Source organism: Lihuaxuella thermophila (assembly GCF_900110165.1).
GTDB classification, from domain to species: domain Bacteria; phylum Bacillota; class Bacilli; order Thermoactinomycetales; family Thermoactinomycetaceae; genus Lihuaxuella; species Lihuaxuella thermophila.
The window spans coordinates 49,763-67,626 of sequence record NZ_FOCQ01000012.1 but is presented as its reverse complement, the minus strand read 5'-3'; the positions used below and the strand labels follow the sequence as shown (position 1 = coordinate 67,626).

The following is a 17,864-nucleotide window of genomic DNA, read 5'->3' as shown; positions in this document are numbered from 1 at the left end:
ATACTGTCAACTCCCCGTGCTATGGTAAAACCGGATGCCGAACTGCCAAAACTTAAGCGAAACAAGGAAAAAGATCACGGCGAACACAGGTGAGATCCATAAGTAAATGTGTTCCCCCCCTTTGCCCAGCAAATAGGTGGCCGGAAGGTAATTCATAAATCCCACCGGAAGAACAGTGAAGAAAACGGCTTTTAACCACCCCGGGTAAATGCTGATCGGATAGTTGGCCGCATTGAACGGGGCATACAGGGTAAACGCTTGGAAGTCTTTGATACGCTGGGTCCAGAAAGCGAGGGTTGCCGTCATCAATCCCAAGGCAAAAGAAATGAGGCATCCGGAGAGAATCGCGATCGGAATATAAAATGCGAGCAGCATCAACGAGGAGAAATCAAGCGACAGGCCGCGGCATGAAATCAAGAGAATCAGCAGGCCTTGTGTCAGCCCTCCCAGGCGGCTGAAATCCACATTCCGGGTGATCAGCAGGGTCAAGGGCGAAACGGGACGAATCAGCAGACTGTCAAATTCTCCGTCAATCATGTATTTTTCAAAATTGTGTATCTCAGGGGCCAACAGTCGGTAGATGGAGACAGAAGCGGATGAGATGCCATATAAAACGCCGATTTCATGGATTCGCCAGCCCATGATGTCGTCAAAGCGAAGCAGAATCGCCGCCAGCAGGATATATTCGGTCACCATGATCAGGGCGTTCGCCACCGCGGAGAGCAGGAAATTGATTTTGTATTGCATGCGGGCCCGGATACTGGCGGATAGCAAGATCCAGTACATCTTCATCTTCCCGCTACCCTCCTTGAATCTCCAGCCGCCTGCGTGCCAGCCTGGTGAGCCAGCCGCCGATCCCGGTCAGAACTGCCGCCCAGGCCAGCTGAATCCCAATCATCGCAACCGGCACGGAAGGACTTTTTTCCAGATAGATGACCACCGGATAGTAAATCATGCAGGCAAAGGGTAAGTAGGGGGTGATTTGGCCCAGTATTCTGGGAAGGAGGTCGACCGGAACCAGCTGTCCGCCCAACCCGAACAACAAAGTCATATAGGTAAGGTGCGCCCAGGTGACTTCCGTCGTCCAACAGGCGGAAATGCCGATCAGATATTGAAAGTTCAAACCGATCCAGACTGCCAACAAGATGGAGAGCAGAGTCCAGAGGTAAGTCTCCCAGCGGTCCGGGAAATAAAAACCCACGGTGACGGCAAAAACAAGACCGATCGGGAAGCTGCGATACAGGAAGTTATAGGCGATTCTTCCGATTTCCTGGCTGATGACCACGGAAAAATAAGCGGCGGGCCTTGCCATTTCGATGCTGATGGCCCCCGTCCTGACACTGTTTTGCACATTCAAACCCGGAGTCAAAAATGCGACCACCCATAAGAGGCATTGGGAAAATGCCATGTAATGAACCATATCAGGGATATCATAGGGGGTGGCATGCTCTTTACCCGTCAGGACACCTGTCCAGATGGCGATATAAATAAAACCGAAGATGAGACTGCCCAAATTGTTGATCAAGTGGGCAATCCTGTACTGCAGCTGAAGAAGATAGCTTTTTTTGATCAATACCCAGTAAATCACTCCATCCCTCCCGTTCCATCATTTGGCGAAAATTAATTATACTATAATGATTCCAATTTTAACATCCACTTTTAACCACTCAGGATGTAAGTGATTTCTTTATCAGAGATGAACGATTTGCCGGGCACAGAGCTGCGCGACAATGACTCGGGCCTGTCGCCGGATCGGAATGGCGACAGGCCCTGCCGGGCAGCGATGTTTGTTCCCTTTTGCCCCCGTTCATGAAAGGAGCCTTGTGCTTCATCCTTTTGCGGCTCCGTGGAAGTTAAATCCTTCCGACATATAACGCTGCCCCAGCATGTAGAGGAGTACGGCCGGCATGGTATAGAGAAAGGAAAAGGCGGCCAGCTTTCCGTATTCAACCAAACCGTAGGAACCGAAAAACTGATAGATACTGACCGATGCAGGCAACTTTTCCGGAGATTGAATCAGGATAAAAGGAACGAAGAAATTCCCCCAGCTTCCGGCAAAAGTAAAGATGCCTACAGTGAAGATTCCGGGCAGCATCAACGGGGCGACGATCACGCGAAACGCCTTCCAGATCGAACAGCCGTCTACCCACGCGGCTTCCTCCAGTTCCAACGGCACGGAATCCATAAAATTTTTCATCATCCAGATGGCATACGGCAGGGAAGCAGACGTCAGGAAGACCATGGTCCCGATAAAGGAATCCTGTAAATTCAAATAAACAAACAGCTGATAGACAGGAACCATCACCGCCGTAATCGGCAGACAGGTGGCGAACAGGATCAAATACATGAAGGGGGATTTATAGCGCAATTGATAACGCGACAACGGATAAGCCGCTAATCCGGCGACGATCACCACGAGAACCGATTGCCCCAACGAAAGCAGGATTCCGTTGAGAAAGGCTCTCTGGTTATCGGGGCTCGTCACAATCTCTTTAAAATTGTTCAGGGTGATTTGTTCCGGAAGTTTTAAAGCCAGATTTGCGTTGGCGTCCAGGGAAGCAAATACCATCCACAACAACGGGACGACAAAGGCAACGCCAATCAGGCTTAATACGAGGTACGGCAGTGCTTTCCCCGTCATCTGGGTTTTGAACCGGATCTTGTTCATGGCCTGTTCCCCTTTCGTCCTAAATTTTGACTTTCAGCAAGCGAATATAGACCATGCTGACGATCATGCCGATCAACAGCAGGATCAATGAAATGGCCGTTCCATAGCCCAATTGGAAACTCACAAAGGCTTGATGATACATAAAGACCGGCAGGGTTTCGGTTTGAACGCCCGGCCCGCCTCCAGTCAGAGCGAAAATGAGCGTAAACAAGCCGAGGGTTTGCAAACTGATCAGGACCATATTGGTCACAACGGAGCCTTTAATCATGGGCAGGGTAATTCTCCATAAGCGCTGCCATGCACTCGCCCCGTCGATCATGGCCGCTTCTTCCACTTCCTTCGGCACCCCTCCCAGAGCGGCTTGGTAAACCAGCATGGAGAAGGCCGTTCCATGCCAAATGTTGGCGATCACAACCGAAGTCATGGGATATTCGTATAACCATTTGACCGGCTCCATTCCCACGGTTCCCAGCAATGTATTCAAGGTCCCGCTGTCACTGAAGAAAGCGAAGAAAATAAAGGCGACGACAATTTCCGGGGTCACCCAGCCTGTCAAAACGAGTGCCCCGATCATCCGCCGGAACGTTCTTGACCGGTTATTCATCAGCAAAGCGAGAATGAGTCCGAGCGCCTGCTGGCCGATCAAAGCCGAAAACACCAGGAAAACAAGGGTATTGACAATGCTGGTCATAAAATTCGGATCCGAAAAAATCGCGGAGAAGTTGGCCATCCCTACAAATTCCAGTTGCTGGGAGGCTTCGCCGGTCAAAGACATATTCGTAAAAGCAAAATAGAAAGTGAGTAGGATGGGGCCGAAAAAGAACACCAGCAGCAAAACCCAGGCGGGCAGCAAAAACAACACGGCACGCAGATGGTCTCTTGTCTGTGAGCTTGTCCTTTTCCTTCCCGCAAGAGGAGCCTCCCCTATTTTTGCCGTCTCCATGACATCCCCTCCTTTTTGCAGGAATGGCCGATGCCCTCAGGTATCGACCATTCCCTTTGATGCTTCTTTATTTTTCGACCGTTTTGTCCGCCCCGACCATGCGTTTGACATTTTGCGCGAATTGATCCATCGCTTTTTCAGGAGTTAATGTGCCGATGGCAACCGCTTCCACTGCCGCTTGTATTTGTGTGGAGACGGACGGATACTGGGAGTTTCCGGGTCTGTAGTGGGTGAACTCCAGGAAGGAAGTAGCCTGTTTAAATACCGTTCCCGGAGCATTCATATATTCCGGGTCTTCAGCCACGTCTTTCCTGGGTGTCAGGTCCCCTTGCGTCAACGAATACTGCTTTTGGTGTTCTTTGTTTGTAGCGATCTTAATAAATTCCATTCCCAGGTCTTTTTCCTTGGACTTCGCTCCGATGGAGAGCGCCCATCCGCCAGACATACTGGTATGACCGGGGGCTTCCCCATGCTGGGTCGGCATCGGGGCGAACTGGTACACCTTGGTCCCCTCTTTCCACGGAGCAGGACCTGTTTCTTTCCAGGCAGCCGGAACCCAGTTTCCATTCAGCACAATCCCGACTTTTTCCTGTGGCATCATCTGATTCGCTACAATATCCCCGGCCTGTCCCGTCAGCACCTGAGACAGTTCGGGCCCGAGTCCGCTCTTGAAAATCTGATCGATAAACTTCAGGGAGTCAAGGAATCCGGGGCTTTTCACCACCCATTTTCCATTCTCATACAGGCGGTCCTTTGTTCCGTACAACAGCATCTCAAACGTTTGCATGGTGGTCGCTTCTCCTGTTGCTTTCCCAACGTTGGCCCAGAACGGAGTTACCCCGGGCACCTTCTGCTTGATGGCCCGGGCGGCCGCCAAGACATCCTCCCATGTTTTCGGTTGCCACGGAACCGGCAAGCCCGCTTTTTTGAAAATGTTTGTATTATAATATAATCCGCGCGTATCCGTACTGTAAGGAACCCCGTAGATCTTGCCGTCTTCGGCCTTCATCCCCCGCTGGACGGGTTCGAAAAACTGATTCCATTCATCCCAACCGGACACATACCGGTCCAGGGGTTCCAGGTAGCCGGCCGCCGCGTCAGAGCTGATCATAAAGGTGTCCTCTGTCACCACTTCCGGTGCTGTAGCCGGGGACTTCATCGTCAGCGCCATCTTGGCGAAGAAATCGGCTTCGGATGCCTGAATGGGTACCAATTTGACCTTCACTCCGGGATGGGCTTTTTCAAATTCGGCCGCGCTTGATTTCAACCAATTTTCCAGCCCTTTATTTCCCGAGCCAAATTTCCGGTAAGCCACCTTAATCACTTTCCCGGAAGATGCATCACCGCCGGCTGCATCCTGGCTGCTGCAAGCACTCAGACTGAACGCCAACACACCTGAAAGGACAACAGCAAGACTTTTCTTCCAAATTGACACTGTCATGCCCCCTTGATCCTGTCCTATATTATTAAACTGAATTTAATAAGTATTGATTTTATTATGACATAGTATTGTAATCGTTTTCAATAATGAAATTAGATAAAAAAATCCGTCTTTTCTTTCACGCTTTTGTTCTTTATCCTAAACAGAAGGATTTTCCATCTTGGACGAAGTAATTTATTGCCTTGGGGATCAAAACTCTAATCTGAACGAAAATGGGAGGATATAAGAAGTTGTGGATTGGAATCACGATCATCCTGCTCGCCCTGGCCGGGATGCTTTTTCTCTTTTTCAAATATAATTTGGGCAAGGTATCTTTTTTTCTCGTATATTTGGGGAGTGGAATCCTGGTGGCGGTCGGAATCGCGATCGCAGATGCTGAGAGTAATCCACTCTCAGCCCTTCCCTCAAAAGAAATCATCCTGACGAAACAAGAACAGGAATTATATCAGGCGGTAGTGGGCAATGACCGGGCCAGAGTTGAACAGCTTTTGGCGAAGGGAGTGAGTCCCGATAAGCCCGGCAAAGAAGGAACCCCGCTTGAATATGCCGCTTTAACAGGCCGGCTGGAGATGGTGAACATTCTCTTGAAAGCCGGGGCCAAAGTCGACTCGGAACCGGCCAGAAACGTGAGCCCGTTGATGTTTGCATCAGTAAAGGGGCATCATGAAGTGGTGAAACTCTTGCTCGCCAAAGGGGCCAATCCGGATAAAAAGAGTATATCCGGACGCACATCCTTGTGGTTTGCAGCAGTCAACGGTCATGATGATGTGGTCCGCACTTTGCTTCAGGCCGAAGCAGACGTCGATGCGGCCGATTTCAAAGGATTTACTCCATTAATGGCGGCAGCCGCGTCCGGTCGTCATTCGACGATTCAAATCTTGTTGCAGGCAGGAGCTGACCTTCACGCCAAAGATAACTACGGCGAGACGGCTCTCGTCAAAGCCGCCGAACATAATCAAACCGGCATCATGCGATTGTTGATCTCAAAGGGGGCCGATGTCAACAGCAAAAACCGCTATGGAGAAACTCCGCTCATGGCCGCAGCGGCTGCCGGAAAAGTGGAAGCCATTCGATTGCTGGTCCAAGCAGGAGCCGAGCTCAATCATAAAAATAAAAACGGCTTGACCTCCCTCATGATCGCCGTTGTGGCCAATCAGCCGAAAGCGGTACAAGCATTGGTCGATGCGAAGGCGGATGTTCATATCAAGGACTGGGTTGGCGGCGATACAGCGCTCGATCTCGCCGATGAGTATGGCTTTTCACAAATCAAGCGAATCCTGATCCAAGCAGGAGTCAGCGAATCCCGGACAAGGGAGGATTATTAAACCTGGCAGGGATTGTTCACTTTCCCTGCCGGCTGCTTGTTTCGTTTGGCCCGTTTTCTCAGCTTTGCCAATTTCAAATAAAGAATGAACATGAACTCCTCCTTTTTGGGGTATTAAGACTATACTAAATTCTCCCTTCCTAATAGGAGGTTCATATGCCGCACTTGGCCTGTAATTATTCTCCGCAGCTGGTTTCATTGCTCGAGCAGCAACTTGCTCACGTTGATTGGATTAAGCTGAGCCGGTGGGATGTTTTTTGGGAGGAGTTCAAAGTGGCCAGACCCCTCCGGCCCATTCTGTTGCATTGTCTGCCCCATGCGGGAAGGCCTTCTTTTGAGGACACAGAGTGGGATGGGCTGAATGAAGCGCTGCACGCGTGCGGGTCACCCCATATCGCTTTGCATCTGATGTCTCTCCCGGCTGATTGGGAGACGCCCCCTTCGTCCGATGAAGTGATTATCGAGAGAATGATTGCCGGAGTGAAACTGTGGAAGGAAAAAATGACGGTCGAATTATTGGTTGAAAATGTGCCCTTTTACGGATTCCGGGGAACATGGCGCTGTGCCACCGATCCGGAAGTGATCCAGGAAGTTTGCCGCCAATGCGGGGTGGGGTTATTGCTGGACTTGGCTCATCTCCGTGTCGCGGCATGGCATCGCAAAGAAGATCCCATTTCTTATCTGCGGAAGATGCCGCTGGAAGCGGTAAAAGAAATCCACGTATCCGGCCCCGCCCGGGATGCGGTCGAAGGACTTCGCGACGGGCATTTGGAAATGGAGGAAGAGGACTACGATTTGCTCATCAAAGCACTGGAGATAACCAGGCCGTCTTTTGTTACTCTTGAATACGGCGGTACAGGCCCACACATGGAGTGGCGCAGTGACGCAGATGTGCTAAGACGGCAATTAATTCGTTTGCGTCAAATCGTCCAAGGCTGAAGCGGAAAAATTGACCCGTCTTTAGCATGGATTTCATCGAGGTAAGCCAGCGAAAAATGCTTGGAGTGATCGGTTCATCAGCCCTTAGGCAGGGCTGCTTTTTTTTTGCCATGATCACAGCACGTGAAAAGAAAACGGGGGGAATGTTTCCCCCCATCTGTTAACGACGGCTCATCATTTGTGAGGCCATCGCCACAAGGCGTTTCGTCATTTCCCCACCAACAGCTCCATTCGCACGGGCAGTTGTGTCCGGGCCAAGATCGACGTCAAACTCACGGGCAATCTCGTTCTTCATCTGATCAAGCGCCTCTGCTGCACCAGGTACAACGAGTTTGTTTCTTCTTGGCATCCTCATCAACTCCTTGGGATTTGTTGCAGGTGGAAACGCCTTGCCCTCTTAGTTTTACCACTGTTTTCGGTCTTAACCACAACAAAAAAGGGAGGCCCATGCTAAGAGCCTTCCTTGATCCGTTTCATGTCGCTTGTGCGATCTTCTTTTCCGGGTGTGCCATCTCTTTTTTCGTTCGTGCCCGGTCTCTTTTTAAGATCGGGGCCAAAAACTGACCCGTATACGATCCTTTCGTCGCGGCCACTTCTTCGGGAGTCCCGGTGGCGACAATCGTTCCGCCGCCGCTTCCTCCCTCGGGCCCCAGGTCGATAATATAATCAGCTGTTTTGATAACGTCGAGGTTATGCTCGATCACCAGTACCGTATCCCCGTTTTCCACCAGTCGCTGCAGCACTTTGAGCAGGCGGGCAATATCGTCGATGTGAAGACCTGTAGTCGGCTCATCCAGAATGTACAACGTGCGTCCGGTGCTTCGTTTATACAGCTCGGAAGCCAGTTTGACCCGTTGGGCCTCCCCGCCGGACATAGTGGTCGCCGGCTGGCCCAGTTTCATGTAGCCGAGGCCCACATCGTACAACGTTTGCAATTTCCGTTTGATGCGCGGGATGTTTTGGAAGAACTCCAATGCTTCTTCAACGGTCATCTCCAGCACATCGGAGACGTTTTTGCCTTTGTATTTAATTTCCAGCGTGTCGCGATTGTATCGTTTTCCTTTGCACTCTTCACAAGGAACATAAACATCCGGCAGGAAATGCATCTCAATCTTGATGATGCCGTCCCCCCGGCAGGCTTCGCAACGCCCGCCTTTCACGTTGAAGCTGAACCGGCCTTTTTGGTAACCGCGTACTTTGGCTTCCTGGGTGGAGGCAAACACTTCCCGGATGTCGTCAAAAACTCCCGTATAAGTAGCCGGATTGCTCCGGGGTGTCCGCCCGATCGGCGATTGGTCGATGCTGATGATTTTATCCAGATGTTCCGTGCCGGCGATTTTCTCGTGATTGCCGGGGATGGTTTTCGCCTTGTTCAATTCTCTGGCGAGTGCTTTTAAGATAATCTCATTCACGAGCGTGCTTTTTCCCGAGCCGGAAACGCCCGTTACACAGGTAAACACGCCGAGCGGAACGCGCACATCAATCTTGCGCAGATTGTTTTCGCTCGCTCCGTATACTTCCAGCCACTTCCCGTTGGGTTTTCTGCGCTCCGCCGGTATGGGGATAAATTTGCGCCCGCTCAAATACTGCCCGGTCAGCGAATTTTCATCGTTCATCACTTCCTGCGGTGTCCCGGCCGCCACCACCCGTCCGCCATGTGCACCGGCGCCCGGTCCGATGTCGATGATGTAATCACAGGCCAACATCGTGTCTTCATCGTGCTCCACCACGATCAGGGTATTTCCCAGATCACGCATTTTTTTCAGCGTGGCGATCAGCCGGTTGTTGTCCCGTTGATGAAGCCCGATACTGGGTTCGTCCAAGATGTACAAAACGCCCATCAAGCTGGAACCGATCTGGGTCGCCAGGCGGATGCGCTGGGCTTCCCCGCCGGAAAGCGTCCCTGCGGCCCGATGCAAAGTCAGATAGTCCAAGCCCACATTGACGAGGAATCCGAGCCGGCTTTTGATCTCCTTCAACACCTGTCGCGCAATCTGCATTTCTTTGTCCGAAAGGGTAAGTTCTTCAAAGAATTGAAGGGCCTCCCCAATGGACAGACGGGTGACGTAGTCGATGTTTTTGCCGCCCACCCGCACATGGAGCACTTCTTGTTTCAGGCGGGCCCCTTTACAGGTTGGGCACTCTTTGGTGCTCATATAGGCTTCCAGCTGTTCACGAATCAACTCCGAAGTGGTTTCCCGATAACGCCGGTTCAAGCTGTGGACAACCCCTTCAAAGAGAGCCTGGGTTTCCCGGGTGAGGCCCATATCGTTGGTATAACGGAACGGGAAACGCTCTTTGGAGCCGAACAGGATGAGGTTCTGTTCTTTTTTCGACAACTCTTCAAAGGGTTTGTTTATATCGATGCCGAAGTGGGAACATACGGCCTCCAACAGTTGAGGATAGTAATTGCTGGTCGATGACGCCCATGGTTCAATCGCCCCTTGAGCCAGCGAGAGCCCGGGGTTGGGAATGACCAGCTGAGGGTCGATCTCCATGCGGCTTCCCAGCCCGTCGCAGCTTGGACAGGCCCCAAACGGGCTGTTAAACGAGAACATCCGGGGAGAGAGCTCGTCGATGCTGAAACCGCACTGAGGGCATGCCAAGTTTTGGCTGAACAGCAGTTCTTCGCCGTCAATCACATCCACCAGCACTTCCCCGCCCGACAAGCCGAGTGCCGTCTCGATCGAATCGGACAAACGCGTTTCGATCCCGGGTTTGATCACGAGGCGATCCACGACGACTTCAATGGTGTGTTTCTTGTTTTTCTCCAGTTTGATCTCGTCGGAAAGATCCATGATTTCCCCGTCGATCCGCACCCGCACGTAACCCTGCCGCCCGATCTCCTGCAGCAATTTCACATGCTCCCCTTTGCGTCCTTTGACAACCGGCGCCATGATCTGAATCCGCGTGCGTTCCGGCAGCTCCAGGACGCGGTCCACCATCTGCTGCACGGTTTGCGAAGTGATTTCAATCCCGTGCTCCGGGCAATAAGCGTGTCCCACTCTGGCAAACAAGAGCCGCAGATAGTCATAGATTTCCGTTACCGTGCCCACGGTGGAACGCGGGTTGCGGCTGGTCGTTTTCTGGTCGATGGAGATCGCCGGAGACAAGCCTTCAATCACATCGACATCCGGCTTATCCATCTGGCCGAGAAACTGGCGGGCATAAGCAGACAGCGACTCCACATAACGCCGCTGTCCTTCGGCATAGATCGTATCAAAGGCCAAAGACGATTTGCCCGACCCGCTTAAGCCGGTGACGACGACAAACTTGTCCCGCGGAATCGTCACATCGATATCTTTTAAGTTGTGTACGCGTGCCCCGCGAATCACTATATTTTCTTGTGCCATGAAGGTTTATGCTCCCTCCGCTTTGAGTTCGATAATCATGTCACGCAGTTCCGCCGCACGCTCAAATCTGAGTTCCTTGGCTGCCGTTTTCATTTCTTTTTCCAGCTGTTCGATCAATTTTTGCCGTTCTTTTTTGGTCAGTTTCTTCGACTCGGTCTGAATCTTGTACTCGGCGGTATCTTCTGCCACTTTGGTCGCTTCGATCACATCGTGGACCTTCTTCTTCACCGTTTGCGGAGTAATCCCGTGCTTCCGGTTATACTCCGTCTGGATCCTCCGTCTCCGCTCTGTCTCATCGATGGCTTTCCGCATCGACTCCGTGATCGTATCGGCATACATGATCACTTCGCCGTTGGCATTGCGCGCGGCCCGCCCGATGGTCTGGATCAGGGAACGTTCGGCGCGCAGGAATCCTTCTTTGTCCGCATCCAGGATGGCTACCAGTGACACTTCCGGCAAATCCAATCCTTCGCGCAAAAGGTTGATCCCGATCAGCACGTCAAATTCACCCAGGCGCAGATCGCGCAAAATTTGCATCCGTTCAATCGTCTTGATGTCCGAATGGAGATAGCGCACTTTGATTCCCAGTTCTTTCAGATAGTCGGTCAGGTCTTCGGCCATCTTCTTGGTCAGAGTGGTGACCAGGACGCGTTCGTCACGGGCGATCCGCTTGTGAATCTCGCCGATGAGGTGGTCGATCTGCCCTTCAATCGGATGAACATGGATCAACGGATCGATCAGTCCTGTCGGCCGGATAATCTGTTCGACCACATCCGGGGCTTTTTCCAGCTCATATGGCCCCGGCGTTGCCGAGACAAAGATGATCTGATTGATCTTCTCTTCAAACTCGCTGAATTTAAGCGGCCGGTTATCCTTGGCTGAAGGCAGGCGGAAACCATGTTCTACCAACACATTTTTCCTTGCCTGGTCCCCGTTATACATCCCGTGAATCTGCGGGATGGTTACATGGGACTCGTCCACGATGATCAAAAAATCATCAGGAAAATAATCCAGCAGGGTATAGGGCGGTTCTCCCGGCTTTTTGCCCACCAGATGGCGGGAATAGTTCTCGATGCCGGAACAGAATCCCATCTCCCGCATCATCTCCATATCATAACGCGTCCGTTGTTCGAGACGCTGCGCTTCCAGCAGCTTGCCCTGGCTTCTCAACTCGGCCAGCCGTTCCTCCAGCTCTGCTTCAATGCTTTTTAAGGCCCGTTCCATTACCTCCGAACGGGTGACATAGTGGGACGCCGGGAAAACGGCCACATGTTCGCGCTCGCCCAAAATCTCCCCGGTAAGCACATCAATTTCCCGGATGCGTTCAATTTCATCCCCGAAAAATTCTACCCGCACCGCTTGTTCACTGCGGGAAACAGGAAAAATCTCCAGAACATCCCCGCGGACACGAAACGTCCCGCGCGTGAAATTCATATCATTGCGCTGGTATTGGATATCTACCAGTTTGCGCAGCACTTCGTTGCGGTCGCGCTCCATCCCGACCCGCAGCGATAACACCAGGTCCCGGTATTCGACCGGCGAACCCAAACCGTAGATGCAGGAAACACTGGCAACAATAATGACATCCCTGCGCTCAAACAGGGCACTGGTTGCCGAGTGGCGCAGTTTATCGATTTCGTCATTGATCGAGGCATCTTTCTCTATATAGGTATCCGTCGAAGGGATATAGGCTTCCGGTTGATAATAGTCGTAATAGCTCACAAAATATTCTACCGCGTTATGCGGGAAAAACTCTTTCAGCTCTCCGCACAATTGCGCGGCCAAGGTCTTGTTATGAGCGATCACCAGCGTCGGCTTATTGACGCGGGCAATCGTGTGAGCCATCGTGAAGGTTTTCCCCGTACCCGTCGCCCCCAGCAAGGTTTGGCACTTTTTTCCCTGTCTGATGCCTTCTACGAGCTGTTCGATGGCACGGGGCTGGTCACCCTGTGGCTGAAATTCCGAAACCAGTTGGAATTTGCGTTCCACGGTATCACCTCGTTTCCGTCATAGGACTTATTATATCATATCGTGATTCAACAAGGGAACGTAAGTTCCTTCCTCTTCATCCGACGCCTTTCCAATAAATTCTTTAAACATCAAGTGTTCCCTTTTGCGAAAATAAAAACATGCGAGGATGAAGGTTTCGCTTTTTAGATAAAAAAGCGTGAATCCGGCCAAACAGAAAATAAATCGCAGCTGAAGCCATCTGAGTGGCCCAAATCCCGGCGAATGATGATCCAACAGCCCCGCTATCCATCAGGTGCGCACGAAAACACACAACCCGATCCCATTGATCAAAGGGATCGGGTTACTTTGATATCATTTCAGCAAGAGAATATAGTTTGTGTTTTGAATGAAAAAAACGCAACACTTATACAGTTTTTCGTCAAATCCTTCAAAAGCTGCCCGGGAACGGTTTTATCGTTAAACCAGCCGGTAAACTCTTGCTTCGTACGGTTTCAACACCATGTTTTCAATCCGCTCTTCCGGGTCTGTGTCATAATTGCTGATCAGTAATTCTTTCTTCGTATATCTTAAATTGGACGGCAGCTCAAAAACCGGGTTGCCGCTGAAGAAGTTACAAATCACCAGTAGTTTTTGCTCTCCCAGTGTTCGTGTATAGGCATAGATTTGATCATGATCTTCCAAAATCAAATCATAAGTTCCGTAAACGATGATCTCATGCTGCTTCCGCAATTGAATCAGCTTCTTATAGTAATGGAAGACAGAGTTTTTATCTTGCAGTGCTTTCTTGACATTCACTTCTTTATAATTCGGATTAACGGCGATCCATGGCGTTCCCGACGTGAAACCGGCATGCTCCGAATCATCCCACTGGACGGGCGTGCGCGCATTGTCTCTTCCTTTTTTATAAATGGAGTCCATCACTTTTTCGATCTCTTCGCCGTTTTCGAATACTTTTTCCCGATACATATTCAACGTTTCTATATCTTTGTAGTCTTCGATGGAGGGAAAGCGTACATTGGTCATGCCGATCTCTTCGCCTTGATAAATATAGGGAGTTCCTTGCAGCATATGAAGAAAGGTCGCTAACATCTTGGCGGACTCTTCCAGGTAAGTCCGATCATCACCGAACCGGGAAACCATCCGGGGCTGATCATGGTTGTTTAAATACAGGCTGTTCCAACCTTTACCCTCCAATGACTTTTGCCATTTGCTCATCACGGCTTTTAAATCTTTGAGTCTCCAGGGTTTCACGTCCCATTTTCCGCCTGGTCCGGAGTCCAGCTCCATATGTTCGAACTGAAACACCATATGGACTTCATGCCGGTCTTCACCCGTATACAGAACGGCTTCCTCGGGTGTTACCCCCGGCATCTCGCCAACCGTCATGATGTCGTATTTTGAAAAGACTTCTTTGTGCATTTCCTGCAGGAATTCATGGATCCGAGGGCCGTTCATATAATATCTGCCGCCGGGAACATATTTCCTTCCTTCCGGATTGGGGGCATCCGGCAGTCCCGGTTCCTTTGAAATAAAATTGATGACGTCCATCCGAAATCCGTCAATCCCTTTATCCAACCACCATCTCATCATATCGTATAATTCCTGCCGGAGCTTCGGGTTTTCCCAGTTCAAATCCGGTTGTTTTTTCGAGAAAAGATGAAGATAGTATTCTCCGGTTGTCTCGTCGTACTGCCAGGCTGAACCGCCAAAACAGGATTCCCAGTTATTCGGTTCTTTTCCGTTTTTCCCCGGACGCCAGATATAATAATCCCGATACGGATTATCCTTGGATTTTCGCGATTCAACAAACCAGGGGTGTTCATCGGAACTGTGATTCACAACCAGATCCATGATCAACTTCATATCCCTTTTGTGAACTTCATGCAAAAGTGCTTCCCAATCTTCCATCGTGCCAAATTCATCCATGATCGATTGATAGTCACTGATATCATACCCGTTATCGTCATTGGGCGACTCATATACAGGGGAAAGCCAAATGATATCGATCCCAAGCTCCTTCAGGTAATCCAGTTTCGAAATAATCCCCCGCAAATCCCCGATTCCGTCCCCGTTACTGTCCATAAAACTGCGCGGGTAGATTTGATACACAACGCTTTCCTTCCACCATTTCCTCTCCATTCCATTCATCTCCTGCGTATGGTCTCTCTCTTCATCAAAATCCTCTTACTTGATGGCCCCTTTTGTCACCCCGCTGATCACCCATTTCTGGGCAAACAGATACACGATGACTAAAGGTGACAGGGCTAACAAGTAGGAGGCAAAGGCTGTATTGTAATCGGTGGAAAACTGTCCCTGGAAGATATACTGCTTCAGAGGCAGCGTCGCCATTTCCGGATCGTTTAAAATGATCAACGGCAGCATAAAGTCATTCCACGCCCAAAGGCATGTGAGAATTCCGACCGTTGCATTCATTGGAGACAAGAGCGGGAAGATGACCTTCCAAAAAACTCCCCATGCGGAGGCGCCGTCCACAATGGCCGCCTCTTCCAATTCCCGCGGAATGGAACGGATGTACCCTACATAGATAAAGATGTTCAATGACAACCCGTACACGATGTACAAAACGGAAAGTCCAAACAGGTTGTTCATCCCGAGCGCTGACGTCTCCTTGACAATCGGAAGCATGATCAAAGGAAACGGAATAAACATGGCGCTGATCAAGTAGTAGTACAAGGATTTAAAGAATGTTTTGTCCATATTCCGGGCAATCGCATAGGCGACCATCGAGTTGGTCAAAATCGTGAAAACGACCGCAATAACGGTGACAAACGCACTGTTTTGAAATGCCTGGAAGAAGTTTGTCATTTCAATGGCTCTCATGAAGTTTTCCAAATGAAATTCCTTAGGAAGGCCGAGGATGGAATTTGCCAGCTCTTCCGGGCTCTTGAGTGCTACGGCAATCGCCAAATACAAAGGAAACAGAATGAGCAGGGAACCAAGTGCAATGGGAACGGTGACAGCCCAGTTGGTTTTGTTCTTCATTACATTTCCATCTCCCGTTTTTGCAGGAATTTAAGTTGAATGAACGTGAGCACGACAATGATGAACAGGAAAATCACGGCGTTCGCTGATTGATAAGCAAATTCTCCGCCTGTAAACCCTCCTTGATAAATCAATACAGCAATAGATTCTGTGGCTCTCCCCGGCCCTCCGCCTGTCATGGCGACCACATGGTCAAACACATTCATATTATTTTTCATCGCCAGTACCATATTGATGGTGAAAAACGGAGCGATCAGCGGAAATGTAATCGTCCAAAACTCTTTCCATTTCGTGGCTCCGTCCAGGCTTGCCGCTTCGTACAAATCAGATGGAATCGTCTGAAGACCGGCCAGATACAAAATGGTATTGAAGGCAACGGATTGCCAAACGGCCACGATCACAATTCCAATCCATGCCAGGTTCTCGTTTCCGAGAATATTGGATTTCAGGAATTCGATCCCCATCTTTTCTGCAACATCCGGAATCACATGCCCAAAGATATAGTTGAAAATGAAACCCACAATCAAAATGCTGAGTATATTGGGCAGGAAATAAACAGCCCGGAAAAAATTGCGGAACTTGATTTTTGCATTGAGTCCCAGAGCAATGATCAAACTCAAGGCATTTACCAGAATCGTCGTGAGAACGGCGTACTTAAAAGTAAAAATGTAGGCATTCAGCACATTTTCGTCCTTGAATATATTTACATAGTTTTTGAAACCAACGAACTCATAGGTTGGGCTGAAGCCGTTCCAGTTTGTAAGCGAATAATAGACTCCCTGGATGGCTGGAAATGTGTGAAAGGCGAAGAACAAGAGCACCGCAGGGATCGTCATTAAATAAAAGGCGGTGTTGCGTTTGCTCATTGGTTGCACTCCCCGGTTTAAAGCTTGATTGTGGTTATGGCAACGGTTGGCCGCTTCGGGAGAAATCATCTCTTATTAAGGGAGATTGGCCGGTCAGCCAATCCCCCCTCACGGTTACTTTCGTTCTTGAACTTTATTCCATTCGGTGTCCAAAGTTTTCAGGTATTCATCCATATCTTTCTTTTGCAGGAATCCTTGGACAATCTTATCCACTTTCATCGCGGACGGAATATAGTGGTCAGCAAAATCAACCAGCAACCCTTTTTGGAAGCTCTCCTTCAGGTCGGAAACACTCGGGTCATCTTGCGTGACACCTTTTACGGAAGAGAATACCTTTTGCTCATCAATGTAGAACTTTACATTTTCCGGCTTCAACAGGAAATCGATGAATTTTTTCGACTCTTCTTTATGCTGGGTGGCAGCGGACAGGGTGAGCAAGGTATCCACACCGGAGACGAGTTTGTTCTTCGCAGTGTCATTGCTTGCGGGAAATGGGAAAGTACCGATTTCTATGTTTGGATTTGCTTTTTTAATTTCCGGAATGGCCCATATTCCTTGCAGATACATCACGGACTCACCTTTGGCAAAGGCAGCGTTTCCATCGCTGTACCCTTTTCCAAAGTTGTCTTTGGTTCCGTATTCCAACAGTTTTAACTGCTTTTCAGCAACTTCCCGGTACGCCTGCCGGAATGTTGTTTTTCCTGACTCTCGGTCCTTGAAGAACTGATCCCCGGGAAGGTTGGAAGCAAGCGCATTAAACGGAATCAATGTTGTCCAGGAATCTTTATAAGTATGGTAGAACGGAATCTTTCCCGCAGCTTTGATTTTGTCCGCGACAGCGATGAATTCATCCCATGTTTTGGGAACCGTTAATCCCAGTTCCTTAAAGAGTGCCTTGTTATAAAGAACTCCGTTCGCGTTTGCGGAATATGGAATGCCGTGCACTTCCTTCAGACCCGTCAGATTTTTGATCATATCCACATAAGCGGGTTGGATGTTTTGAAGCTGGGGATCATTTGAGAAATCAGCGAAAATGCCGTTTTTAGCCAACTCCACAAAGGTGGCGTTTAAACCCGAGCCAATGACATCCGGAACGTCATTTTTCGCGATTCGCGTTTTTAAAACAGTTTCTGCATCGGGCGGGGTGGACACGACCACGTCAATCGTCGGGTTTTCCTTTTCAAATTTCTCAGCGAGCTTTTCAAAAGTTGACTTGGCTTCCGGTTTGTTTTGGAAAAATTCGATTTTTACTTTGCCCGATTCCGACGAACTGCATCCTGCCAGGAGTGATGCGGGCAGCAAAGCGGCTAACATCAGTGAAATCAGCTTTTTCATTTGAAGTCCCCTTCCTGTTTA

14 protein-coding genes are annotated in these 17,864 nt (G+C 49.9%); 2 read left to right on the top strand and 12 right to left on the bottom strand.

Annotation, left to right across the window (positions count from 1 at the left end; genetic code table 11):
* Positions 1 to 6 precede the first annotated feature (6 nt).
* The 5 genes from BMW55_RS13580 to BMW55_RS13560 form a co-directional block, all read right to left on the bottom strand.
* The gene (locus BMW55_RS13580) at positions 7 to 792 is read right to left on the bottom strand and encodes an ABC transporter permease (RefSeq protein WP_089970268.1); all 786 of its coding nucleotides are present in this window, start codon (positions 790 to 792) and stop codon (positions 7 to 9) included.
* A gap of 7 nt (positions 793 to 799) precedes the next feature.
* Positions 800 to 1,588, bottom strand: a complete 789-nt coding sequence (locus tag BMW55_RS13575) for an ABC transporter permease (protein ID WP_089970265.1) — start codon at positions 1,586 to 1,588, stop codon at positions 800 to 802.
* Between the two features lie 240 nt (positions 1,589 to 1,828).
* Positions 1,829 to 2,668, bottom strand: a complete 840-nt coding sequence (locus BMW55_RS13570; RefSeq protein ID WP_089970261.1) for a carbohydrate ABC transporter permease — start codon at positions 2,666 to 2,668, stop codon at positions 1,829 to 1,831.
* Between the two features lie 19 nt (positions 2,669 to 2,687).
* Positions 2,688 to 3,611, bottom strand: coding sequence for a carbohydrate ABC transporter permease (locus BMW55_RS13565; RefSeq protein ID WP_089970258.1), 924 nt, complete (start codon positions 3,609 to 3,611; stop codon positions 2,688 to 2,690).
* Positions 3,612 to 3,678: 67 nt separating this feature from the next.
* On the bottom strand, positions 3,679 to 5,052 hold the full coding sequence (locus tag BMW55_RS13560; protein WP_089970255.1) for an extracellular solute-binding protein: 1,374 nt from the start codon (positions 5,050 to 5,052) through the stop codon (positions 3,679 to 3,681).
* Positions 5,053 to 5,282: 230 nt separating this feature from the next.
* Here BMW55_RS13560 and BMW55_RS13555 point away from each other — a divergent pair, with 230 nt between their 5' ends.
* The gene (locus tag BMW55_RS13555; protein ID WP_170839933.1) at positions 5,283 to 6,377 is read left to right on the top strand and encodes an ankyrin repeat domain-containing protein; all 1,095 of its coding nucleotides are present in this window, start codon (positions 5,283 to 5,285) and stop codon (positions 6,375 to 6,377) included.
* A gap of 155 nt (positions 6,378 to 6,532) precedes the next feature.
* On the top strand, positions 6,533 to 7,315 hold the full coding sequence (locus tag BMW55_RS13550) for a multinuclear nonheme iron-dependent oxidase (RefSeq protein ID WP_089970249.1): 783 nt from the start codon (positions 6,533 to 6,535) through the stop codon (positions 7,313 to 7,315).
* A 160-nt stretch (positions 7,316 to 7,475) separates the two neighbouring features.
* Here BMW55_RS13550 and BMW55_RS13545 read toward each other — a convergent pair whose 3' ends face one another.
* The 7 genes from BMW55_RS13545 to BMW55_RS13510 all read right to left on the bottom strand — a co-directional run bounded on the left by BMW55_RS13545 (position 7,476) and on the right by BMW55_RS13510 (position 17,843).
* Entirely contained in the window at positions 7,476 to 7,664 is a 189-nt protein-coding gene (locus BMW55_RS13545) for an alpha/beta-type small acid-soluble spore protein (RefSeq protein WP_089970246.1), read from the bottom strand.
* Positions 7,665 to 7,788: 124 nt separating this feature from the next.
* Positions 7,789 to 10,668: an excinuclease ABC subunit UvrA gene (gene uvrA, locus BMW55_RS13540; RefSeq protein WP_089970243.1), complete on the bottom strand. Its 2,880-nt coding sequence runs from the start codon at positions 10,666 to 10,668 to the stop codon at positions 7,789 to 7,791.
* Between the two features lie 6 nt (positions 10,669 to 10,674).
* A complete protein-coding gene (gene uvrB / locus BMW55_RS13535; protein ID WP_089970240.1) occupies positions 10,675 to 12,657 on the bottom strand; it encodes an excinuclease ABC subunit UvrB in 1,983 nt (660 codons plus the stop codon).
* A 438-nt stretch (positions 12,658 to 13,095) separates the two neighbouring features.
* Entirely contained in the window at positions 13,096 to 14,778 is a 1,683-nt protein-coding gene (locus BMW55_RS13525) for a glycoside hydrolase family 13 protein (protein ID WP_089970234.1), read from the bottom strand.
* 45 nt (positions 14,779 to 14,823) lie between these two features.
* Positions 14,824 to 15,642, bottom strand: coding sequence for a carbohydrate ABC transporter permease (locus tag BMW55_RS13520; protein ID WP_089970231.1), 819 nt, complete (start codon positions 15,640 to 15,642; stop codon positions 14,824 to 14,826).
* Entirely contained in the window at positions 15,642 to 16,508 is an 867-nt protein-coding gene (locus BMW55_RS13515) for a carbohydrate ABC transporter permease (protein WP_089970502.1), read from the bottom strand. Before BMW55_RS13515 ends, BMW55_RS13520 begins: the two co-directional genes overlap by 1 nt.
* Positions 16,509 to 16,622: 114 nt before the next feature.
* Positions 16,623 to 17,843 (bottom strand): ABC transporter substrate-binding protein, encoded by a 1,221-nt coding sequence (locus BMW55_RS13510; RefSeq protein WP_089970228.1) that lies wholly within the window; start codon positions 17,841 to 17,843, stop codon positions 16,623 to 16,625.
* Between the last annotated feature and the right edge of the window lie 21 nt (positions 17,844 to 17,864).